Consider the following 24,100-nt stretch of genomic DNA (forward strand, 5'->3'; position numbering starts at 1 on the left):
GGGCCGGTTGAATAACACTGTAATTTCATAATGCTGCACTGAAATAGCCTGTGCCACAACAGCTTTCGACTTTGTGAACTAGCGGTTGAGCTTTGAAAGTATGCTGCCTATCGTTCATGGATAAATCGTTCATCGTGCAGTGCAGACATCTTCATCGCTCAGGGTAGAAATCAGAGGACAACGCAATGTCCGATGCGGCAATCGTCGGTATCGGGTGTCGATTTCCGGGTGGAATCGACGGCCCGGGTACCTTTTGGGATTTCCTGGTCCACCAGGGCGACGGCATCGTCGAGGTGCCCGCGGATCGCTGGAGTCTGGACAAGTTCTACGACCCGGATCCGGAAGCGCCCGGCCGGATGTACACCCGTCGCGGCGGGTTTCTGACCCAGTCGCTGTGGGAGTTCGACGCCGAGTTCTTCGGCATCTCCCAGCGTGAGGCCTCGATCATGGACCCGCAGCAACGGCTGCTGCTCGAGGTCGCGTGGGAGGCGCTCGACGACAGCGGGATGGCCGGGCGGGTGTCGGGTCGCGACGTCGGTGTCTTCGTCGGCGGCTTCATGAACGACAATGCCGTGGGGCGCAATGTGGTTCGGTCGGCGATCAACAGTCATACCCCGACCAGTTCGTCACACACGCTGCTCTCGGCGCGCATCGCCTTTCTGCTGGACCTGCACGGTCCGACCATGACCATCGATACCGCCTGCTCATCCTCGCTGGTGGCGCTGCACCAAGCGGTCCAATCCCTGGCACTCGGCGAATGCAGCTGCGCCATCGTCGGCGGTGCGAACGCCATGCTCCAGCCGGAGACCTTCATCTCGATGTGCAAGGGTCGCTTCCTGTCTGTCGACGGGCGCTGCAAGTCGTTCGACGCATCCGCCGACGGCTACGGCCGTGGCGAGGGTGCGGGCGCGGTGATCCTCAAACCACTCGCCGCGGCGGTACGCGACGGTGACCGCATCTACGCGGTGGTACGCGGCAGCGGAGTGAACCAGGACGGCCGCACCTTGGCCGTGCCCGTCCCCAATCCCGTTGCGCAGGAAGAACTTGCCCGGCGGGTGCACACCAAGGCGGGTATCGCACCGCATGAGATCGGCTACGTCGAGGCGCACGGCACCGGTACGCCGGTCGGCGATCCCGCCGAAATGACCGCCCTCGGCGCGGTATACGGCGCGGTCGAGGGGCGGACCGAGCCGCTGCCGGTCGGGTCGGTCAAGGCCAATATCGGTCATACCGAGGCGGCGGCCGGGGTGGCCGGGGTGATCAAGGCCGCGCTGACCGTGCACCATCGCACGATCGCGCCGCAGGCCTGGCTGGACCGGCTCAATCCCGAGATCCCGTTCGACGAACTGCGATTGCGCGTTCCGATGGAGACCGAACCGCTGCTGCGGCCCGTGGTCGCGGTCAACAGCTTCGGCTACGGCGGAACCAATGCGCACGCGCTCATCGGTCCCGCGCCCGATCCGGCCGCGGTCGGCGAAGCCCGTTCCGGCGCGGCGAACGAGCGCGACGACCGGGCGGTGGCACTGCCGATCCTGCCGCTGTCGGCGCGCAGTGAGCAGGCGCTGCGCACCCTGGCCGCCGAACTGATGGCGGCGATCGATACCGAGCCGATCGACAAGGTGGTCGAGGCGGCCTGGGTCCGGCGTGCACATCATCCGCTGCGCAGCGTCTTCCGCACCGACGACAACGTCGAATTGCGTGCCCAGCTCGCGGAATTCGCCGCGGGCGGCGGCCCGGTTCCGGCTCGTGCCATCGCTGAGGGACAGACCGATCCGGTCTTCGTCTACAGCGGAATGGGTCCGCAGTGGTGGGCCATGGGCCGCGGCCTGCTGGCCGCGGCGGGTCCGGCAGCCGAGCTGGCGCGCGAAATCGACCGGGAATTCACGAAACTCGCGGGCTGGTCGATCCTCGAGGAGATGGGCCGCGACGAGTCGGACTCCCGAATCTCGCGCACCGAAATCGCGCAACCCGCCAACTTTCTGCTGCAGGCCGCGCTCACCGCGGAACTCGCCGAACTCGGTATCCGGCCCGCGGTCGTGGTCGGGCACAGCGTCGGCGAGGTGACCGCGGCCTATGTGTCCGGATCGTTATCGCTCGCGGAGGCGGTGTCGGTCAGCTATCACCGGTCTCGCCTGCAGGCCACCACCGCGGGGACCGGCGGCATGCTCGCGGTGGGTCTGGCCGAGGCCGACGCCCGCGCACTGATCGCCGGTGTGGATGGGGTATGCATCGCCGCGGTCAACAGCCCCTCGGCGGTGACCCTCGCTGGCGAGCAACCCCTGCTCGCCGCTATCACCGAACGCCTCGCTGCCGACGGCGTTTTCGCCAAGGCGCTGCGCGTCGAGGTGCCCTATCACAGCCATTTGATGGACCCGATCCTCGACGACCTCCGGACCGCACTGGGGTCGCTCACACCGAGCGTCGGCACCGTCACCGCCTACTCGACGGTGACCGGCGGGCCAGCCACAGCACAGGATTGGGACGCGCAGTACTGGTGCCGCAATGTCCGCGACCAGGTCCGATTCGCCGACGCCGTCGGTGAGTTGCTGGCGGCCGGACACCGGGTCTTTCTCGAACTGGGGCCGCACCCGGTGCTGGGCGGCAGTATTCGGGAAATCCTGGTGCAGCAGGGCATTTCCGGCGCGGCGATCGGCACGCTGGTCCGCGGCGGTGCCGATCGCGAGAACATCCTGACCGCGGTCGGCGAGCTGTACCGCGCGGGTGCACTGGACGGTGACCGCTTGCCACGCACCATCGATCCGGCCATCGCGCATGTCGAGCTACCCCGGTATCCGTGGCAGCGTCGGTTCGCCTGGACCCAGGAACCGGAGACGGAGCTCGATCGGATCGGCACCCCCGACGGATTCGCGATGTTGGGGGATCGCACCGCATCGGTGGCGCCGGAGTGGGAACTGCAACTGTCGGTATCGAATCTGCCGTGGCTGCGCGATCACATCGTGGCCGGTGCGGTGGTGCTGCCCGGGGCGGCCTACCTCGATGCCGCCCTCAGTGCCGCCGCGCAGCGCACCGGGCGCGACACCTTCGGACTGGAATCCGTCGAGTTCGTCACCCCGCTCGTCGTCGACGAGCACGATGTGCCGGTCATCCGGATCAGCGTGGAAGAGAACACACACCGGTTCGTCATCCGCTCCCGGCCCGCCACCGGCGGGGGATGGACCGTCAACGCGTACGGACGACTCATCGAGGCCGATACCGACGCCACTACCGTCGATATCGCGCCGCAGGCGGATGCGGTCGAGATCGCGGTGGCCGAACTCTACGAGAGCATGGTCGAGCACGGACTCGCCTATGGTCCGCAGTTCCGGTTGCTGCGTGCGGTCCGGGTCGGCTCGGACAGCGTTGTCGCGCATCTCGACGCACCGGTATCCGAGCCGCCGACGAGGCGGCATCTCGCGCACCCCGCGGTCGTCGATTCGGCGCTGCAGTGCTTCGCCGCGCTGTACGCGAGATCGATTGCCACACAGCCGAACTCCGGCGAAGACAGCGAGGTGGTGGTGCCTGCCGCGATCGCCGGGATTCGCTGGAACGGGCCCATTCCGGCCGATCCGGTCGTGGTCGTCACGCGCGATCCCGGCGATCCGCTGCGCGCCGATATCCGCATCGCATCCGCGAACGGCGTTGTGGCGCTGATGATGTCGGGCGTGCAATTCCGTGCGCTCACGCCACGGCCCGCGCTCTTCGATCAGCTCGACCGGCTGTTCTACGAACCGGTGTGGGAAATCGTGGCCGACACCGGCGATTCGACCCCGCCCGCCCTGCCCGACGTCGAGGAATTCCTGCTCGTCGTCAACCTCGGTGCGGAGATCTCGCAGCGGGCCAAGGAAATCGCCAACGTGGCGATCCACGCCGATTTGGTGACGGTGGGCGAGCACGCCTCGGCGGCCGACAGCACGCGGTTGGTCGGGCTGCTGCGGGCCGCCTGCGGTCGGCCCGAGGTCGAGCGGCTCCGGATCGTGGTCGTTGCCGGGACGGAACTCGACGGCATGCGCAACGTGTACGGCTTGGCCCAGGTCGCTCGAGCGATCAAGGGACTGCTGTCCGATGATTGCGCACCACGCGAGCCCGGTATCACCGAGGCGCCGCTCGTGATCCACGCGGTCGTGGTCACCGAACACGCACTGTGCCTGCCGATCGATCGTTTCGCCCGGTTGGAGCACTCGGCGCTGACCGGCGCGCGCCGCGAACTGCTCAACGAACTGCCCGCCGGCCAGTGGCGGCTGGTCGATACCGAGCCCGGCTCCGCCGCGGCCGACATCCTCGAGCAGGTCTACGCCGACACCGCCATCGACGAGGTGGCGCTGCGGGCCGGCGCGTGCTGGACGATCCGCTGGCGGCACACCCTGGCGACGCATCTGGCCCGCTGGGATGTCGCGCAGCCGCTGACCGATCCCGAACAGTCCTTCGCACTGGATATCCCGCGCTCCCGGCTGCTTGCGGAACTCGCACTGCGCACCACCGACCGGATCGCACCGAGGCCCGACGAGATCGAGATCCGGATGCAGGCGGTCGGCCTGAACTACAAGGACACGCTGAAGGTGCTCGGCGTGCTCACCGAAAAGGAGCTGGACGGAACCTTTTACGGCACCGAGATCGGCATGGACGGCTACGGCGTCGTGACGCGGGTCGGCGCCGACATCACCGATATCGCACCGGGAGACGAGATTTCGGTCGTCGCGCCGGGAATCGTGCGGCGGTATGTCACGATCCGGCCGGACGCGGGCGCGACCACCCCGATGGATATCTTCCCGCCCGGCGCCTTCGATCCGCTGCACTGCACCTCGGTGATGCCACTGTTCACCGCCGAAATCGGACTGGTCGAGCTGGCCGGAGTGCAGCCGGGCGAAACCGTGCTGATCCACGGTGCGGCGGGTGGTATGGGCATGGCCGCCGTCCAGGTCGCACTGCGGATCGGGGCTCGGGTGATCGCCACCGCGGGCACCGAGGAACGCCGCGCCCGGGTGCGCGCGCTCGGCGCGCACGAGGTGCTGGGTTCGCGGTCGATCAGCTTCGTCGACGAGGTGCTGCAGTTGACCGACGGTGCGGGTGTCGATGTCGTCTACAGCTCCGCGCCGGGGGAGATCCTGCAGCAGAACTTCCGTGTCGCAGGCGAATTCGGCCGCATCGTGGACATCGGCAAGGCCGACATCTACGGTTCGGCAACCATCGACCTGCGTCCCTTCGATCGGAACCTGGCGTTCTTCGCCGTCGATATCGACCGCATCCTGGCGCGACGTCCCGAGCAGGTCCGCCGGGCCGCCCGCCGGGTGGTCGACGCGATGTACCGCGGCGAGTATTCCGCCCTGCCGAATGCCGCGTTCTCATTGAACAACCTCACCGCTGCGTTCGAAACGGTCGCGCGCTCGGCACAGATCGGCCGGGTGGTGCTCGACCTGCGCGAGGAGCACCCGGCGGTGCGCCATATTCCGCGGGAGGTCGAATTCGATTCGCATGCGAGCTATGTGGTGACCGGCGGGTTCGGTGCGTTCGGCCTGGCGACCGCCCGTCAGCTGGTCCGCGCGGGAGTGCGCCACCTGGTGCTCGTCGGGCGCAGTGGCGCCGCCACCGAGGCGGCCCGCGAACAGCTCGTGCAATTCGCCCGCGACCGGGTCGAGGTGCGTGTCGAACGCATCGACGTCTCCGACTACGACGCGGTCGCCGACCTCATCGCGCGCATCCAGGCCAGCGCGGCGCCGCTGCGCGGGGTCATCCACGCCGCCGGAGTGGTGAACAATACCGAGATACCCGAGATCACCGCCGAATCGCTGCGTGAGATCTTCGAGCCGAAGGTGATCGGGGCGATCAACTTCGATCGGGCCACCGCCGCCGCCGGTGTCGATCTCGACATGTTCGTGCTGTATTCCTCCGCCAGCGGCATTGCCGGACTCTCACCTCAGTTGGGTTATGCCGCAGCCAATTCCGCGCTCGATGCGCTCGCCTGGACGCGGCGCGCGCAGGGGAGGCCCGCGCTGTCGGTCGACTGGGGATTCATGCGCGGCGAGGGCGGCATGGCCGACTCCCGCGCAGTATCGCGGTATGCCGAGATGACCGGATACGGCTCACTGGATATGGATTTCGCCACCCGGCTGTTGCGCGAATGTCTGCGATTCGACGTACCGCAGCTCGCCTTGCTCGATATCGACTGGGCACAGTGGGCACTCGCACACCGATCCTCCGCGCGGGCACCGCGATTCGTCGAGCTGGTCACCGCCGCGGGTGGCGGGGCATCCGGTGCCGGTGCCCTGCGTGCCGCGATCCTGGCGCTCGATCCCGAATACCGCGGCGAAGTGGTCGCCTGCCTGCTGGCCGAACAGCTCGCGATCGTGCTCGCCGTCGACGCGGACACCGTGGATCTGGCGACTCCGACCATGGAGCTGGGGCTGGATTCGCTGATGGCCATGGAATTCGGTGCGCGCGTGGTGAAAAGCCTCGGCGTCAAGATGTCGGTCCTCTCGATCGGGGCCGGACTTTCGCTGGCCGGTCTCGGCGCCAAGATCGCCGCGCAGATCGCGCACGAAGAAGCAAATACCGAACCGACTCCGGCGTGAGGAAGTGTGGATGACCACTGAGAGCATCGATCCCCGTGCGCTGGCACGGGCCCTGATGGCCGAGCACGGTCCCGGCAACGGCGCGAGTGCGGCCTCCGGCACCACGACGGCGCCGACCACACCCACCCGCGGTGCGTCGAATGGGCGGATAACCCACAGTTCGACCCGGCAGACGAGCTTCCGCGACCACCCGGGCGTGCTGGCGGCCAACGAGAAGTGGACCGCCTTCGACAGCTGGACCCGCCAGACCGGGGCGCTCAACCCCTATTACCTGCCGCACGAGGGCATCAGCGGACCGGTGACCAGGTTCGCCGACCGCGATATGGTGAACTTCAGCAGTTTCGGCTACCTCGACCTGGCCGCCGAACCGCGCGTGCATGCCGCCGCCACCGCCGCGATCGGCCGCTACGGTACCTCCGCGGCGGCGGTCCGAATGGTCGCGGGGGAGCTACCGCTCTACGGTGAGCTGGAACGCGAGATCGCCCGGATCTACGACACCGACGCCGCCATCGTGACCTCCAGCGGCTTCCTCACCAACGCCGCGGCGGTCGCCTTCCTGCTCGGCAAGCGCGATATCGCGATCTGCGATTCGCTGATCCACAACAGCATCGTCTCCGGCACCGAGTGGGCGGGCTGCAAACGGGTCACCTTCCGGCACAACGATCCCGAATCGCTGGAGGCGATCCTGTCGATGTCGCGGCGCAGCTTCGAACGGGCGCTGGTACTGATCGAGGGCGTCTACAGCATGGACGGCGATGTGGTCCGGCTGCCCGAAATCATCGAGGTGGCACGGAAATACGACTGCTCGATCATGATCGACGAAGCGCATTCGTTCGGTGTCCTCGGCGCACGTGGGCTCGGTGTGCGCGAGCTGTTCGATCTGCCCGGTGACGCGGTCGATGTCTGGATGGGCACGCTGTCCAAGGCGCTCGGCAGCGTCGGCGGATACCTCGCGGCCAACCGCGAGCTCGTCGAGGGGTTCAAATACTCCGCCGCGGGCCTGAGCATGTACACCGCATCTCCCGCACCGTCCGCGGCGGCGGCCGCGCTCGAGGGGCTGGCGGTGCTACACGACGAGCCAGAACGTATTGCGGCACTGCGGCACAACGCGCAGTACTTCTATCGCCGGGCCCGTGAGCTCGGTTTCGACACCGGCAACGGACAGGGCACCCCCATCACCCCGATCATGACCGGCGCGAGCGAACCCGCGGTGCGCGCCTCGATGGAACTGCTGCAGCGCAATGTGATGGCCAATGCCATCGGGCATCCGGTGGTCCCCGAGGGTGCGGCGCGACTGCGGTTTTTCATCAACTGCCGACACACCGAGGCGCAGCTCGATCATGCGTTGGACACCCTGCGTCAGGTGTTCGACGGCCTTACCACGGAAGAGAGTCAGCACTCGTGAAGTCGCCGATCAGTTCCTCGCTGTTGCGAAAAGCGTTGGTGCCGTTGGCATCGGTCACCCTCATGACGGTCCTGTTCGTCCCGGCCCGCTCGGCCATGATCGCCCCGGTCGAGACCGACCCCAACAGTCCGCTGGCGAGCCGGTTCCATTTCACCGAGCTGCCGATCGCGCTGCCGCCGGGTCTGCCGGAGCACAAGATCCGCCATATCGAGCCGCGTTATGAACATGTCGTGGCATGGATGTCGTCGGTCAATTCCGCGGCGGCCATCAACGATATCGACGGCAACGGCCGCGCCGATGATCTGTGCCTGGTCGATTCCCGATCCGATATGGTGATCGTGACGCCGAGTCCGGACAGCGACACCAGCCGCTACGCACCGTTCGTGCTCGACCCCGCGCCGCTGCCGACCGATGACCGGATGGCGCCGACCGGCTGTATCCCCGGCGATTTCGACCATTCCGGGCGGATCGGCCTGCTGGTCTACTACGGCGGCCGCACCCCGATCCTGTTCCTGCCGCGCGCGGGCGCCGCGCATCTGGACAACAAGGCGTTCCGGCCGGTCGAAATGGTCGAGCCACCGGTCAGCACGGACGGCAGCTATCAGGGCGCGCGCTGGTTCACCCTGGCCGCCTCCGTCGCCGATTTCGACGGTGACGGCAATCCGGACGTCTACCTCGGAAACTACTTCCCGGATAGCGATTTCATCGGTCCCGACGGTGAGCACAGCCTGACGCTGAACGAATCGTTCTCCACCGCGACCAATGGCGCAACCGACCGCATCCTCACCTACCAGCAGAGTTCGGGCGGCGCCGAGCCGACCGCCGTCTACCGCGAGGTCTCCAACGCGCTCCCGGAAGGCAAATACAACGGCTGGGCGTTGGCGACGGCCACCCAGGACCTCACCGGCGACCAATTGCCCGAGCTGTACGTCGCCAACGATATGGGGCCCGATCGCCTGTTCGTCAACAAGTCGAAGCCGGGGCATATCGAGTTCGGCCTCGCCGAAGGCGAACGCGGCCCAACCGATCCGAAATCCTTTGTGTTAGGCCATGATTCGTTCAAGGGGATGGGAGCGGATTTCGCCGATCTCAATGGCGACGGCATGCCCGATCTGTTCGTCAGCAATATCGCTCAGCGCTGGGGCATCGTCGAATCCAACTTCGCCTTCTACAACACCGCGGCCGATCCGAAACAGGCCGCAGCTCAGCTCGATTCGGGCATAGCGCCATTCGAGAACCGCGCGGTGCAGGAGGGCGTCGCCTGGGACGGCTGGTGCTGGGACACCAAGATCGCCGACTTCGACAACAGCGGCAGGCCGCAGATCGTGCAGACGAACGGCATGTTCAAGGGGGAGAGCACGCGCTGGCCACAGGTGCAGGAAATGGCCACGATGAACGACGACTTCACCAAATACCCCTGGGCCTGGCCGAAGTTCACCGAGCAATCCGACCTGGCGGGCAGCAACCGGATCGGCTTCTTCGCCCAGGACGACAGCGGCAAGTTCACCAATATCTCCCCGGCACTCGATGTCTTCGCGCCGACGCCGACCCGGGGCATCGCGGTCGGTGACGCGACCGGGACGGGCGCGTTGAGCTTCGCGGTGGCCCGGCAGTGGGCGGCACCGGTCTACTACCGCAACGACGCCGCGCACCGCGGGCAGTATCTCGGTCTGCGGCTGTTGACTCCGCCCACCAATGCCGCCCCCGGCGAAACGACGGTGGCGGGCAAACCCGTGCTCGGATCTCCGGCGCTCGGCGCCGAGGTGACGGTGACGACGCCGGACGGCAAACCGCATGTGGCACAGGTCGACGGTGGTAGCGGGCACGCAGGAAAGCGCTCCACCGATATCCATATCGGGCTCGGCGATATCGATCCCACGGTGCCGCTGGCGGTGCAGATCGCATGGCGCGACAACAAGGGCGCCACACACACCCAACAGCTGCAACTGCCGACCGGGCAGCACACCCTCGTTCTCGACTCCGATGCCCGGGAGGCGCACCAGTGAGTGTTCAGGAAAACGGCCATCAGGCCAACGGAAAAGCCGACGTCGTCGCGAGTACGAACGGCAACGGAGCAGCCCCCGCCGAGGAGACCGCCGCACCGCCGACACCGGCGCAGGCGTTGCGGCGAAAGTGGCTGGGTGTCAACAAGGAAGGACGTGATCCGCGCTATCTCGCGCTGCGCAACTTCGCGGCCTCGCTGACCTTCTTCAACATTCTCGGATTCCTGTGGTTGGGGTTCGAGCAGCCGTGGCTGTGGCCATTTCTCGGCGCGGCCACCGCCTATATCGTGGAGCTGGTCCTGGAAACGCTGGCGGCCTGGGCCTATCGCCGACCGGCGGGCTACCGCGGCAACGGACTTCGCGGCCTGATCGTGTTCCTGCTGCCCGCGCACATCACCGGTGTGGCCTTCAACTTCCTCATGTACGCGGCGGATCAATTCCTGCCGATCATGTTCGGGATCACGGTCGCGGTCGGCACCAAATGGGTACTGCGCGCGAAGATCAACGGGAAAGTGAAGCACTTCATGAACCCGTCGAACTTCGGCATCGTGGTCGCGCTGCTGTCCTTCCCCGCGATCGCCGTCGTCGGTCCGTATCACTTCGTGGAGAACGTCTCGGGTCCGGCCGACGCGCTGATCGTGCTCGCCCTGCTGGCCGCGGGCACCATGTTGAACGCCAAGCTGACCAAGAAGACACCGCTGATCCTGGCCTGGCTGGGTGCGTACGTGCTGCAGGCGGTGGTGCGCGGGCTGCTCGACGACCAGATCTCGATCATCGCGGCCCTGCTGCCGATGACCGGCATCGCCTTCGTGCTCTACACCAACTACATGATCACCGACCCGGCGACAACTCCGTTCAACAAGCGCGATCAGATCATCTTCGGCGCCTCGGTGGGGGTGATGTACGGCGTGCTGATGGCCCTGCACGTTTCGTTCGGATTGTTCTTCGCGCTGGTGATCGTCTGCGCGAGCCGCGGACTGTTCTGGTGGTACCGCAACATTCGCGAATGGCTGGACAATCGCGCGACCGTCGCGACGGTGGCGCCGCAGTCCGCGGCGGAGGAACCGGCGCTGCCCGAGCCGGAGAAGGAAGTCGTCCGATCCTGATCGCCGGAACCCGCAGCACCGCAACAGAATCGAGGAAATATGCCGTCACTGATCGGACCGTTACGCTCCACCCTGCTCGGTACCCGGATCGAGGAGAACCCGTTGGACCGCCCCGGCTTCGCGAAGCCGAGCCCGGCGACCGCCGCCGAACTCCAGCGGGTCGCCACCCACCTGTCCAGCAGCATCCATTTCGCCGTGTGCACCAAGAACAATGACGAGTTGATCGAACACATCCGGCAGCTGCCCGAGCAGTACCAGGGATTCGCGTTCGAAGGCGCCGCGACAGGTCTGGCCGCCGTCGACTCGATCACCCCGTTCAGCCACCGCGCCGCGGATCTGTTCACCGGTCCGGCCGCCGAACACGATCTGACCATGTACGTCGGTGTCGGTCTGGCGATGGGCAAGATACCGAAACCCATTTGGAAGAAGGTATTTCCGAAGCATCCGGTGTACCGCTGGCTCGCCATCGATGGGTACGGCTTCTACAACGCCTTCTTCCGCACCGAGAAGTACATCGCCCGCCACCATGTGGACAACCGGTACCCGTCCTGGATGGGGGATACCGCACCGTTGAAACGCGCGGCCGACCAGGGGATCGGTCGCGCGCTCTGGTTCATCAGCGGCGGTTCGGTCGACGGTGTCGCCGCCCGGATCGCCGAGTTCGACCCGAGCCGGCACGCCGACCTGTGGAACGGGATAGGCATCGCGACCACCTTCGCCGGCGGCGTGGAAGTCGCTGACCTGGAAGCGATCCTGGCCCTGGTGCCGCAGTTCGGCCAGCAGTTGGCGGCGGGTTCGACCATGGTCGCGAAGATCCGCCAGCAGGCCGACAGCGCCACCGCGCATACCGAGGTGGCCGTGCGGACCTACACCGGCCGCTCGATCGACGAGGCCGCCGCCCTGATCGACAAGGCGTTCGTCGGAATACCGGAGGACGGCACCGCGGCCAGCTATCACGCTTGGCGGGACCGTCTCGGTGAACTCGCCGCCGCAACCGAGAGCTGAGTCATGAACTGGACGGATAAACACGTAATCGTCACCGGCGGCTCGGAGGGCATCGGGGCGGCCGTCGCCAACGCCTTCGCCCAGCGTGGCGCGCGGGCCTCGATCATCGCGCGGCGGGAGGCGCCACTGCGCGCGACCGCCGAGCGGATCGGGGCCGACTGGCGCGCCGCCGATGTCACCGACCGGCAGGGTCTGACGAGCGCCATCAAGGAACTCGAGCAGCGCAACGGCGCCTGCGCGGTGATCGCCTGCTGCGCGGGCCTCACGCTGCCCGGCCTGTTCCTCGATGTCGACGGCGACGAGTTCGGTATCCAGAGCGATGCGAACTATCTCGGTTCAGTGCACGCCGTTCGATGTGTCCTGCCCGGCATGGTGGAACGCGGCAGCGGGCATATCCTGCTGCTCAGTTCGACGGCGGCCTTCCTCGGCATCCCGGGATACTCGAGCTACGGCCCGACCAAGGCCTGCGTGCGTCAGCTCGGCCTGTGTCTGCGCTACGAGGTCGAGCCCGCCGGGGTGAGCGTATCGGTGCTGTACCCGGCCGATACCGACACTCCGGGACTGGCCAGGGAGAACCTGCGCAAACCGGTCGAGACCAAGGCCATCACCGGTTCGATCAAGCCGATGCCCGCCGCCAAGGTGGGCGAAGCGGCGGTGCGCGGGCTGGAGCGGGGCCGCCACCACATCACGATGGATCCGCTCACCACCTTCTTCCTGCGGTGGGCGAATCTCCCGGAGGATCTGTCGCGGCCGTTCTTCCGGCGCAGCATTTCCCGGGCACGTCGGCGTGCACTCCAGGAGCAGACCTGATGTCCACGACAGTCAGCGATGGGGCGGCCTCGCTGCCTGCGCGGTTACGCCGCATCTTCACCGCGGGTCCCGGCGAAGAGGGGCGCCCGCTGCCGCTGCACACGAAGATCAACTACGCGCTGTGGCTGACCCGGCCGGAGATCGCGCCGATGTCGGGTGCGGTCATGGTGGCCGATGTCCTGTTCAGCGCACATACCGGAGCCGAGATCTGGTCGGCGCCGATGATCGTGGCCGCGGTCATGCTGGCCGCCGCGATTCAACTGCTGCACGTGGCCAACTGCCTGGCCGATCGCTGGGTGGATGTCGAATACAAATCCAAGTTCTCCCGCATGGTTCGAGATCTCGGCGTGCGATTCGTGGCCTGGCAGATCTACCTCACCACCGCGGGTATCGGCGTCGTGGCGGTCTACCTCGCGGTGGCGACCGGACATCTCGACCTGCTGCTGATCATCCCCGTCGGCACCCTGCTGCTGCTCGAATATTCGCTGCCGCCATGGCATTTCAAGGCCGCCGGATGCTGGCAGATCCCGTGGACCTACCTCATGACGATGGTCTTCCCCGGTGTGGTCGTGCTGCGGCTCTACGACCGACCGATCGAAATGCCCGCGCTCATCGCCATTCTCGGCCTGGGGCTGACGACCACCGGGGTTTTCGTGGCGAACACCGCCGAAGACATTCCGGAGGACACCGAGCACGGATTCCGGACCTCGGTGGTGGCGCTCGGCCTGCGCGTCTCGCTGTTCGAGTCGATGACGCGGGTGACCGTCGGCGCCGCACTCGTGGCCGGTTCCGTCATCGCCATGGTGGGGTTCACCTGGACGCTGATCGTGTACGCCACCCTGGTGCTGATCGTTATCGGCTATCTGGGCCGAACCCAGCTCGGCACCTGGGGCAAGCCGCTCGACGATGCCATGCCGCTGGTCCGGTCACAGGCGAAACTGTTCGTATACATGGTCGCGCTCGTCGCGTGGGCGGCCGTTGTGCCCGCGGCCGCGGTGTTCTGCCAACGGTGAGCCGATCCCCTGAGACCATGGAGCCACGACCATGACCGCCGACATTCGCACCGATCGCGAGGCTCTGCTCGTCGAACTGGTCGATGAGCACGGCCTCGCGACCGGAGCACGTTCCGTGGCCGAGGCGCACCGCCCGCCCGGGCAGTTGCACCGTGCCTTTTCGGTGCTGCTGTACGACCTGTCGGGACGGGTCCTGCTGCAGCGGCGAGCGGCCGTCAAAACCCGCTTCCCGCAACGATGGTCGAACACCTGCTGTGGTCATCCCGCCCCGGGGCAGGACCCCGCCGATGCCGCGGTGATCCGGCTGGCGCAGGAGCTGAGCCTGACCGCCGCACAGCTGACCGAGGCGGGCATCTACCGCTATCGGGCCGCCGACCCGCGCGGTGATCAGGTGGAGCACGAATGGGACCACGTGCTGGTCGGCGCCATCTCCGGCGGCGCTCCCCGCCCCGACCCGGCCGAGGTCTCCGAATGTGCTTGGGTCGACCCCGTCGAGTTGCTCGGACACATCTCGGCGGCGCCCGACACCTTCACCCCGTGGTTGCGCGGTGTCCTCGATATCGCCACGCGCGCAGCCGATTTCACGGCTTCCAGTTCGTCTCGCGCAGCCAGGTCCGCAGATCCATCAGCTTCGGATGGTCCGCACGCAGAGCCGAGATCCAGCGGCTCGTCGGGCCGCTCGTTGAAGTAGCCGAACATCTTCCCCACCTGCTCGTCGAAGGCACGAACCTGTTCGATCGGCACCTGGACGCTGCGAGCGGGCAATCCCGCTGCCCGGCCGAAGGTTTCGGCGAACTGGGGTGGGTCAGCCGGTCGCCCGCAAGTCGTGCGGCCGAGGAAGTCCGCGGGCCGGTCGAAGGCGATGGCGGCGAAGGCGCCGATGTCGTGCACGGAGATCAGCGATACCGGAATGTCTGTTCGGACACCGTCCATGGCCGCGCGCACCGACGCGGTCCTGCTACCCAGCTCCGTCAGCGGAGGGTCGTCAACGGCAGTCCTGCCCGATTTGCCTCATCGTCCATATCGGCGTGGTTCCAGACCTCGGCGAAGTCGCCGTCTTCGAGGCGATAAAGAGTGAGCTAGGAATGGTGACCCGACGACCCGTTTTCTTAGTTCCGCGGAAAGCCCCTGTGGGTGCCGGTTTACAGTGAAATGCACCGCTATATAGTCGCCGTCTACAAGGCGGTTCCGCATCTCCGAGTGCGGGTCAGGAAATGCGGCGAAGAGATGTGAGAACTGCGTCGTAACGGCGAATGGATCCGACGTCATTTACCTTGATGGTTGGTATAAAATGTCGCCTTCGATCGAAATCGTGCTCATTAGAGCGCTCGAGATAAGACAGGTACCGGGATCGGTGTTCGTCGCGCCGTGTCACCATGCGTTTCTCACCGACTCATGTGGTCGACTCGCATCCCTTCGCAAACATCTGAGTGCTTCAGCGGCAAGTTCATAAATATTCAATTAAGATCATGAAAATCTCTATTGAGAAAGTGCGACTCGAATAATCCGGCAGCAACGAACAGGCATCGATGTAGACTGACAACTATGTCGGCTGATGTCGACGCTGGGCATACTCGGCTACTGGTGGCGGAAGATCACCCAATGGTGGTGATGGCGTTGGATTCCGCCTTCGAGTTCGTCGACGACATCGAGGTCATCGAAATAGCGAGTTCGGTCGAGGACACCATCGGTGCGGCAAGCCGTCACCATCCGCACGTCATCCTGCTCGACCGTCGGCTGCCCGATGGCGATGGAATCGATGCGATCGAGCGCCTGCGCACCGTGTCCCCGGAGACCAGGGTCCTGGTCTATACCGGGGATGCGAACCAATCCATGGTCGATCGGGTGATCGCGGCGGGTGGTGCCGGCCTGGTGCTCAAGACCGGAGTGTTCGACGACCTACTGGACGCCATTCGGCAGGTCGCCGCCGGCCAGGATTACTTCGAGGTCGACCTCGGACACTGAGCGGCTGCAGAGGCGAAGTTAGGTTAGGTACAGCTGATGGTCCAAGACACCGCCAGCATGGATCGAGTAAGCAGTAGCGACGAACGCCTGCAGCCCCTGTTGGATGGGCTCAAAGCGGTACGCGATGGCGACTTCCGGCGGTCCCTGCCCAAGGTCGGTGATCCGCTGCTGGACGAGATCGCCACCGTGTTCAACGGCATGGTGGACCAGCTCTCACTATTCACCACCGAGGTCACCCGCGTCGCCCGGGAGGTCGGCACCGAGGGCAAGCTCGGTGGCCAGGCGTCGGTGCCCGGGGTCTCGGGCACTTGGAAGGATCTGACCGAGTCGGTGAATGCAATGGCCGACAACCTCACCGCTCAAGTCCGCGACATCGCCGGTGTAGCCACAGCGGTCGCGCGGGGCGACCTGTCGCAGAAGATCGCCGTGGATGTCAAAGGAGAGCTGCTGGAGCTGAAGAACACCATCAATACGATGGTGGATCAGCTCTCGGCGTTTGCCGACGAGGTGACCCGTGTCGCCCGAGAGGTGGGCAATGAAGGACGGTTGGGTGGCCAGGCGCAGGTGCCCGGCGTGTCGGGAACATGGCGGGACCTCACCGAATCGGTGAACATCATGGCGGGCAATCTCACCGCGCAGGTTCGGTCGATCGCGGAGGTGACGACCGCGGTGGCGAAGGGCGACCTGTCGCAGAAGATCACCGTGGATGCACGTGGCGAAATCCTGGAGTTGAAGTCGACCATCAATACGATGGTCGACACCCTGTCTTCGTTCGCCGACGAGGTCACCCGCGTCGCCCGCGAAGTCGGTACCGAAGGTCAACTCGGTGGCCAAGCCCAGGTGCTGGGAGTCTCGGGCACCTGGAAGGGCCTGACGGAGTCGGTGAACTTCATGGCGGACAATCTGACCGATCAGGTGCGGTCGATCGCCCAGGTCGCCACCGCGGTTGCGCGCGGGGATCTGTCGCAGAAGATCCGGGTCGATGCTCGGGGCGAGATCCTGGAGCTGAAGGACACCATCAATACGATGGTCGATACCTTGTCTTCGTTCGCCGACGAGGTCACCCGCGTCGCCCGCGAGGTTGGTACGGAGGGGCGGCTCGGTGGCCAGGCCGATGTGAAGGGTGTATCCGGCACCTGGAAGGGTTTGACCGAGTCCGTCAATGTGATGGCGGACAATCTGACCGATCAGGTGCGGTCGATCGCCCAGGTCACGACCGCGGTTGCGCGCGGGGATCTGTCGCAGAAGATCCGGGTCGATGCTCGGGGCGAGATCCTGGAGCTGAAGGACACCATCAATACGATGGTCGATACCTTGTCTTCGTTCGCCGACGAGGTCACCCGCGTCGCCCGCGAGGTTGGTACGGAGGGGCGGCTCGGTGGCCAGGCCGATGTGAAGGGTGTATCCGGCACCTGGAAGGGTTTGACCGAGTCCGTCAATGTGATGGCGGACAATCTGACCGATCAGGTGCGGTCGATCGCCCAGGTCGCCACCGCGGTCGCGCGCGGCGACCTGTCGCAGAAAGTCACCGTCGAAGCCAAGGGTGAGGTCGCCGCGCTGGCGCAGACCATCAATACGATGGTCGACACCTTGTCTTCGTTCGCCGACGAGGTCACCCGCGTCGCGCGCGAAGTGGGCACCGAAGGCATCCTCGGTGGGCAGGCGCGAGTGCCCAATGTCGCCGGTACCTGGAAGAACCTCACCGATAATGTGAACTCGATGGCGGGCAATCTGACCAGTCAGGTTCGATCCATCGCCCAGGTCACCACGGCCGTGGCCCGCGGCAACCTGTCGCAGAAGATCGACGTCGATGCGCGCGGCGAGATCCTGGAGCTCAAGACCACGATCAACACCATGGTCGACACCTTGTCGGCGTTCGCCGCCGAGGTGACCAGGGTGGCACGTGAGGTGGGGAAGGACGGCCAGCTCGGCGGACAAGCCGAGGTCGAGGGCGTATCCGGAACCTGGAAGCGGCTGACGGAGAACGTCAATGAGCTCGCGGGCAACCTGACACGTCAGGTGCGTGCCATCGCCGAGGTCGCGAGCGCGGTGGCGACCGGAGATCTCACCCGATCGATTTCGGTCGAGGCGCAAGGTGAGGTCGCCGCACTCAAGAACAACATCAACGCAATGGTGCAGTCCCTCCGCGAAACCACCCGCACCAACGAAGAGCAGGCATGGCTCAATACCAACCTGGCGCGGATGTCCGGACGCTTGCAGGGACACCGGGATCTCAGTGCGGTCGCCCACTTGATAATGAACCAGCTCACCCCGCTCGTCGGCGCTCAGTACGGCGCGTTCTTCTTCATGGAACCCGATGACAGCCGCGTCCAGCTGCGGCTGATCGCGGGTTACGGGCGCAGTGTGGACAACGTCGTATTCGAGCTCGGCCAGTCCCTGGTCGGGCAGGTGGCGCTGACGAAAAAGGCGATCGTGGTCGACCAGACACCGCCGGACTACGTCCGGATCAGCTCCGGTCTCGGGGCCGCGAGACCGGTCAACTTGATCGTGCTGCCGATTGTCTTCGAGGACCAGGTGCTCGGTGTGATCGAACTGGCCTCCTTCAGCCGGTTCACGCTGGTACAGCAAGATTTTCTGGAACAGCTGATGGAGAGCATCGGCGTGAATGCCAACACGATCATGGCCAACGCGCGCACCGACGCCCTGCTCGAGGAATCGCAGCGACTTGCGGGAGAGCTGCAACAGTCCAACGCGGCACTCGAAGAAAAAGCAGAGCTGCTGGTCCGTCAGAACCGCGATATCGAAATCAAGAACTTCGAAATCGAACAGGCCCGGCGTGAGATCGAGGAACGAGCTCAACAGCTCGCGCTGGCGTCGAAGTACAAGTCGGAGTTCCTCGCGAACATGTCGCACGAGCTGCGCACACCGTTGACCAGCCTGCTGATCCTGGCGGGCATATTGGCGCAGAACACAACCCGGAATCTGACCGCGAAGCAGGTCGAATTCGCCAACGTGATCCAGTCCGCCGGCAAGGATCTACAGCAGCTGATCGACGATATTCTCGACCTGTCCAAGGTCGAGGCGGGGAAGATGGATATTCAGCGGGAGTTCGTGCCGCTGCGGCAGCTGCTGGAATACGTGCAGACCACGTTCCGGCCACTCATCAGCCAGAAGGGCCTCGAGTTCGACGTCGATGTCGAACCGGGCGTTCCCGCCCACCTCAACACCGATGAGCAGCGGCTGCGGCAGGTGCTGCGCAATCTGTTGTCCAATGCGGTCAAGTTCACCGAGAACGGCATGATCCGGCTCAGGGTGTGGCGGCAGGACGACCGCATCGCATTCTCCGTGAGCGACACCGGAATCGGCATCGCCGAGCAAAACCTGGAGGCCATCTTCACCGCGTTTCAGCAAGCCGACGGCACCACCAGCCGGCGATACGGCGGTACCGGCCTCGGCCTGTCGATCAGCAGGCAGGTGGCGAACCTGCTCGGTGGCGAGATTCGTGCCGAAAGTCGACTCGGCGCCGGGAGTACGTTCACGCTCTACATTCCGGTGACACCGCAACTGGAGGTCGTGGCCGAGTCGAGGATGCGGTCGAAGCCGATCGATCGTTCTGTACTTGTCATAGAAGACCAGGAGAACAGGCCGCTGACCCGGCTGGTCCGTGGGGTCGTCGGGGCACTCGCGGACACCGCGGGGACCGTCCGCATCGAGTCCGTCGGTAGCGCCGACACAGCACTCGCGGCCCTGCCGGCCCATCCATATCGGTGTGTCCTGCTGGACGCGAGCCTGCCGGGCGTCGGCACGACGGAATTCCTGCGTGGCCTACGCGAGGGCGCGGAGTCGAGAAGTATTCCGCTGCTTGCACATCCGGTCCGTGAACTCGATCCCGACCAGGAACGGCTTATCGCGGCGTATGCCAGGGACCATCGGGTCGAACTGGTGGCTTCGCCCGATGAGTTCTGCGAACGGTTCATCCTGTTGCTGACCCATCCGCACCGGGCAGAACTCGAAACACCGGCGCGGCGGGCAGGGCAGCCTGGGCTGGCCGGACGCAAGGTCCTGATCATCGATGACGATGCCCGCAATGTCCTGGCGATCGCGGGAGTGCTGGAACTGAACGGGATGTCGGTGGACCACGCGCCCAACGGGCGAAGAGGCATCGAAACACTGCAGGCCAACCCGGATGTCGATGTCATCGTGATGGACGTGATGATGCCGGAGATGGACGGATACGCAACGACTGCGGCAATACGGAGAATGCCCCGCTTCGACCGGCTCCCGATCATCATGGTCACCGCGAAGGCGATGGCAGGCGATCGGGAGAAGAGCTTGGCATCCGGCGCCAGTGACTACATCACCAAGCCCGTCGACCCCGACGAACTGCTGGAGTGCATCGCCCGGTGGTTGCAAGCCGTCGACCGGCCGGGCGGCGAACCAGTCCCGGTGGCAGAACTCGATGTCCGTGCACAGCTATAGCGTTGATCGCAGACGCCCCGCAGGATATGGCGAGAAGGGCGTTCTATGCGTTACCCGATTTTGAGGTGGATGGTTGTTGCCTCGTCGAAAAACCCGCCCGCCGAATCCCGCGCTCAGTGTTCTTCGGCGTCGTCGTCTTCCGGCCAGCCGTCCTCGATGATCAGCTGACCGGATTGCATTGCCCGCGTGTACTGTTCGGCGACCAGGTCGGTGGGGTAGGTGGGCCAGTAGGAGACGGCGCCGGTTGGTTTATCGATGACGCAGACCGAACCACCGATGGCCGGGGGGAGCGGGGGTTTGTGCGGATCGATGCCCGGGTGCGGCGCGAAGATGGCCACAACCGTGAAGCACGAATCGAATTCGGTGAGCAGATTGGTGATGCCGCGGTCGGCGTCGTCAGCGCTGGACAGGTAGTGGTCGGCGATGCGTTGTGCCTCGGCGAGATCCACCGGGATGGTGGCCTCGGTCGGGTAGGCATGGATGTCCATGACCAAGAACTTACGGTCAAACGTCAACGGGCCGTGGTCATTCGAAGTGGACGGTGGCGACCGTGCGGCGGGCCAGGGTTTCCGGGTCCGAGCCGACGGCCAGCGGCGAATCCTGCAGTGCCCCTTCGCGCCAGAGTGCCGCGAAACCGTGTACCAGCGACCAGGCGGCGAGACGGGTGGCTTGTTGCTGTTCAACGGTGTTCTCGGGCTGCATGAGCGCGACACCGGAGCGCAGGGTCGCGCCCGCTTCGGTGCGGGCGGCGATCAGGCGCTCGTCATCGGCGTGCAGGAGTTCGCGCCGGAACATGACATCGAAGTGACCCGGATGTTCGCGGGCGAAGCGAATGTAGGCGACCGCGACATCGCGGAAGTCGGGCCCGGCCGCGGCCAGCTGCTCGGCGAGCAGACCGAAACCTTCGATGGCCAGCGCGGTCAATAGCCCTGCGCGATCACCGAAATGGTGTGCGGGAGCCGCGTGCGAGACATCGGCCCGGCGGGCCAGTCCGCGCAGTGATACCGCGTCGACGCCGTCGGTCGCGATCTGGGCGGCGGCCGCGGCCAGGATGGTGGCCCGCAGATCGCCGTGGTGGTAACCGCTCTTCGCCATGTCTCGATGGTGACCCAAAATCTAGCCATTGACAAGTTTCCGGCTCGAACCTAATCTAGTCACTGTCAAGATTAGGTGCTCGACCCACAGGAGACTCTGATGGCCCCGCTGGTTGTTCTCATCGTCATCGCCGGACTGGCTCGGCTCATCGGCTGGGTCGGCAACCTCGGCTGGCTCGACTCCTGGCCGCACGCCGCCGCGCTCGGCTTGGCCGCGATGTTCGCGCTCACCTCCAGCGCGCATTTCCTGGAGCCGAAGCGCGGCGCACTGGTCGCGATGGTGCCGCCGCGGCTGCCGAACCCGGCGGGCTGGGTCACCCTCACCGGTCTGCTCGAAATCGGCGGTGCGATCGGTCTGCTGATCCCGCCCATCGCCAAATTGGCCGCCGCGGGCCTGATTCTGCTGCTGATCGTGATGTTCCCGGCGAATATCCGTGCGGCGCGGGGCGATATCGGTATCAAGACCATGCCGCTGCCGCTGCGCACCGTCGTGCAACTCATCTTCCTCGGGGCAGGCGCACTCGTGCTGCTCGGCTGATCGGCGAAATCCGGTGCCAGCACACCGAATTCCGGTGTGCTGGCGCTTGCCTGTGTCGTCCCCGAGCACCCGGTGGGCAGTCTTCGCCGTGGTTCGGGGCGGTATCCTCCGACCGGCACGAGTTCCGCGGCCGAGAGGGTATCGATGTCGTCACTGATTCCCGAACCCGTCGCCTGGCTGGTGCTCGGCTATGTCGGTGTTGTTGCGGCCGGGCGGCTGATGCTGTTGCGGGACACGATCATCGATCAGCTCGTCAATCGGATGCTGCTGTGGAGCATCGTCGCCATGCTGCTCTACCGCTGCGCGTCCACGCCGAGCATCACCAGTCTGCCCGTCGCGCTATCGCTGGGCTGCGTGGTCATGACGACGATGTACCTCTATGTCATGGCGCGATATATCGTGGCCGAGACCGAGCCCGCCGTGGTCTGGCGTCGGCACCGTCGATGCGCTCTCGTCGCCGCGGTGGCGACCGTCGTCATGGTGCTCTCGGGGATGGCGGCCGAGGACAACGGTCGACCGGTCGATCTGGGCGCACACGGGCCGGCGGCGATCTTCGGGTTCGCCTATGCCGCGCCGCTGGCGATCAATATGGTCGTGTTCCTCTTCGCGGGCATCCGCGAGCTGCGCATCGGCGACCTCAGCGCCAAGGCGCGGTTGGTCTGCTGGCTGCTCGGTATCAGCGGCGGCTTCGTCTTGATCAATCAGACGTTGTCCCTGGCGCAAGTGCTGACCGGTTGGCCCGACCTCGGCCCGCACTTGCCGCGCTGGGAGCTCGATTTCGTACTCTGCCTGATGCTCGACGTGACCCTGCTCGCCATCCCGCTGCTCAGCGCGCTGCTCGCGCTCGCGGGATGGGATCGAGACGGCCGAATCTGTCGCCGATTACGGCCGCTGTGGCGCGACCTCACCGCGGCGGTCCCGGAGATCGTGCTGCCCGCCGACGCCCGCCGCGGGGCGGATCCGGCCACCCGCCTATTCCGGATGACCGTCGAGATCCGCGACGCCCTGCTCCACCTCGGCTCCTATCTGCCGGCCGAACCGTACACGGCGGCCGAATCCGACTGGGAGATAACCGATTACGCCCACCGGCTCGCCCATGCGGCCCGCGCTCGAAAGGCAGGCAGCGTGCCGACCGGCGCCGGGGCCGCACCGCGACCACCGCTGCTCGCGCACGACTTCGAGGCCGAGCTCCGGCAGCTACTCGGTCTGGCCCGCGTCTGGCCGCAGGCCAAGACGGCCGGATGAGCCGATTCACAACGCGCGCAGGCGATCACGTCGCGGCCTAGGCTGTACCCCATGACGTACCAGACCATTTCCCAACAATTCGAACTCGACGTCGACGGGTCACCTATGACCGGCTACCTCGCGCGGCCGGAGGGCACGGCGAAATTTCCGGCCGTGCTCGTCGGGGCCGAGCTGTGGGGTTTGACCGACGACGTCCGGCAGATCGTGGATCGGGTCGCGGCGCTGGGCTATGTGGCTTTCGTGGTGAACGTCTATCACCGTTCCGGTCCGGAGACCGCGGCCGGCTTGGCCGAGACCGATGAAAATCGGACACGTGCCTTCGGCCTGCTCGGCGAGCTGACCCGCGAGGGCGTCGAGGCCGACTTCCGAGCCGCCATCGCCTACGCCCGCGAGCACGGACAGGCCTCCGATAAGACCGGTGTGCTCGGCTTCAGCCTCGGCGGCCATCTGGCCTACTTCGCCGCCACCCGCCTCGACCTCGATGCGGCGGCGATCTTCTACCCCGGCTGGCTGACCACATCGGGCACCGCGCTGAGTCGGCCGGAGCCGCTGCTGGCCGCGACCGAGGGGATCGCCAAGGGCGATGTGCGGCTGCTGATGTTCTTCGCCGAACTCGATCACGTCATCGATGCCGAACAGCGCGAGCAGATCGGCGCGGCGCTGAACGAGGCCGGTGTGCGCCATGAGCTGGTGGTCTACCCCGGTGCGAAGCACGCCTTTTTCTTCCCGGATCGAGAGCCCTACGATGCGGCAGCCGCCGAGGACTCGTGGCGGCGGGCTTCCGAGCTGTTCGCCGCCGAACTGGGCTGATTCCGAACCGGAAATGCGGAAGGCCCGACCGGCCCTGTCTCCCCCTCCGAAGACAGGCCCGATCGGGCTGTAATAAAGATGCCTCGGAGTACTTGACAGG

Annotated in this window: 15 protein-coding genes; 13 read left to right on the top strand and 2 right to left on the bottom strand. The window is 65.9% G+C overall.

From position 1 onward, the window contains the following. Positions 1–185: 185 nt before the first annotated feature. The 10 genes from ACQP0C_RS10510 (at position 186) to ACQP0C_RS10555 (ending at position 20,313) form a co-directional block, all read left to right on the top strand. Complete coding sequence (locus ACQP0C_RS10510; protein WP_433732748.1) at positions 186–6,566, top strand: type I polyketide synthase; 6,381 nt, start codon at positions 186–188, stop codon at positions 6,564–6,566. Positions 6,567–6,576: 10 nt separating this feature from the next. Beyond that, positions 6,577–7,971: an aminotransferase class I/II-fold pyridoxal phosphate-dependent enzyme gene (locus ACQP0C_RS10515; protein ID WP_433732749.1), complete on the top strand. Its 1,395-nt coding sequence runs from the start codon at positions 6,577–6,579 to the stop codon at positions 7,969–7,971. After that, positions 7,968–9,977 (top strand): CRTAC1 family protein, encoded by a 2,010-nt coding sequence (locus ACQP0C_RS10520; protein ID WP_433732750.1) that lies wholly within the window; start codon positions 7,968–7,970, stop codon positions 9,975–9,977. Before ACQP0C_RS10515 ends, ACQP0C_RS10520 begins: the two co-directional genes overlap by 4 nt. Then, entirely contained in the window at positions 9,974–11,080 is a 1,107-nt protein-coding gene (locus ACQP0C_RS10525; RefSeq protein ID WP_433732751.1) for an enediyne biosynthesis protein, read from the top strand. Before ACQP0C_RS10520 ends, ACQP0C_RS10525 begins: the two co-directional genes overlap by 4 nt. A gap of 39 nt (positions 11,081–11,119) precedes the next feature. After that, positions 11,120–12,085: a DUF1702 family protein gene (locus tag ACQP0C_RS10530; protein WP_433732752.1), complete on the top strand. Its 966-nt coding sequence runs from the start codon at positions 11,120–11,122 to the stop codon at positions 12,083–12,085. A 3-nt stretch (positions 12,086–12,088) separates the two neighbouring features. Further along, positions 12,089–12,895 carry an SDR family oxidoreductase gene (locus ACQP0C_RS10535; protein WP_433732753.1) on the top strand — a complete coding sequence of 269 codons (807 nt, stop codon included), beginning with the start codon at positions 12,089–12,091 and terminating at the stop codon, positions 12,893–12,895. Next, entirely contained in the window at positions 12,895–13,908 is a 1,014-nt protein-coding gene (locus ACQP0C_RS10540; RefSeq protein ID WP_433732754.1) for a UbiA family prenyltransferase, read from the top strand. The genes ACQP0C_RS10535 and ACQP0C_RS10540 overlap by 1 nt, the downstream gene beginning before the upstream one ends. 31 nt (positions 13,909–13,939) lie before the next feature. Next, positions 13,940–14,599 carry an isopentenyl-diphosphate Delta-isomerase gene (idi, locus tag ACQP0C_RS10545; protein WP_433732755.1) on the top strand — a complete coding sequence of 220 codons (660 nt, stop codon included), beginning with the start codon at positions 13,940–13,942 and terminating at the stop codon, positions 14,597–14,599. 854 nt (positions 14,600–15,453) lie between these two features. Beyond that, positions 15,454–15,873 (top strand): response regulator, encoded by a 420-nt coding sequence (locus ACQP0C_RS10550; RefSeq protein ID WP_433732756.1) that lies wholly within the window; start codon positions 15,454–15,456, stop codon positions 15,871–15,873. 36 nt (positions 15,874–15,909) lie between these two features. Beyond that, on the top strand, positions 15,910–20,313 hold the full coding sequence (locus tag ACQP0C_RS10555; protein ID WP_433732757.1) for a HAMP domain-containing protein: 4,404 nt from the start codon (positions 15,910–15,912) through the stop codon (positions 20,311–20,313). A gap of 113 nt (positions 20,314–20,426) precedes the next feature. Here the strand turns inward: ACQP0C_RS10555 and ACQP0C_RS10560 are convergent, their stop codons facing one another. Together ACQP0C_RS10560 and ACQP0C_RS10565 are read right to left on the bottom strand one after the other, a co-directional pair. Continuing rightward, the gene (locus ACQP0C_RS10560) at positions 20,427–20,801 is read right to left on the bottom strand and encodes a hypothetical protein (protein ID WP_433732758.1); all 375 of its coding nucleotides are present in this window, start codon (positions 20,799–20,801) and stop codon (positions 20,427–20,429) included. Positions 20,802–20,838: 37 nt separating this feature from the next. Next, on the bottom strand, positions 20,839–21,408 hold the full coding sequence (locus tag ACQP0C_RS10565) for a TetR/AcrR family transcriptional regulator (RefSeq protein WP_433732759.1): 570 nt from the start codon (positions 21,406–21,408) through the stop codon (positions 20,839–20,841). Between the two features lie 99 nt (positions 21,409–21,507). Here ACQP0C_RS10565 and ACQP0C_RS10570 point away from each other — a divergent pair, with 99 nt between their 5' ends. From ACQP0C_RS10570 to ACQP0C_RS10580, 3 genes are all read left to right on the top strand, one after another. Beyond that, complete coding sequence (locus tag ACQP0C_RS10570; protein ID WP_433732760.1) at positions 21,508–21,945, top strand: DoxX family protein; 438 nt, start codon at positions 21,508–21,510, stop codon at positions 21,943–21,945. Between the two features lie 144 nt (positions 21,946–22,089). Continuing rightward, positions 22,090–23,190 carry an MAB_1171c family putative transporter gene (locus tag ACQP0C_RS10575; RefSeq protein WP_433732761.1) on the top strand — a complete coding sequence of 367 codons (1,101 nt, stop codon included), beginning with the start codon at positions 22,090–22,092 and terminating at the stop codon, positions 23,188–23,190. 51 nt (positions 23,191–23,241) lie between these two features. Further along, positions 23,242–24,000 carry a dienelactone hydrolase family protein gene (locus ACQP0C_RS10580; protein ID WP_433732762.1) on the top strand — a complete coding sequence of 253 codons (759 nt, stop codon included), beginning with the start codon at positions 23,242–23,244 and terminating at the stop codon, positions 23,998–24,000. Positions 24,001–24,100 lie beyond the last annotated feature (100 nt).

This window comes from Nocardia sp. CA-129566, from assembly GCF_050956075.1.
Classification (GTDB): domain Bacteria; phylum Actinomycetota; class Actinomycetes; order Mycobacteriales; family Mycobacteriaceae; genus Nocardia.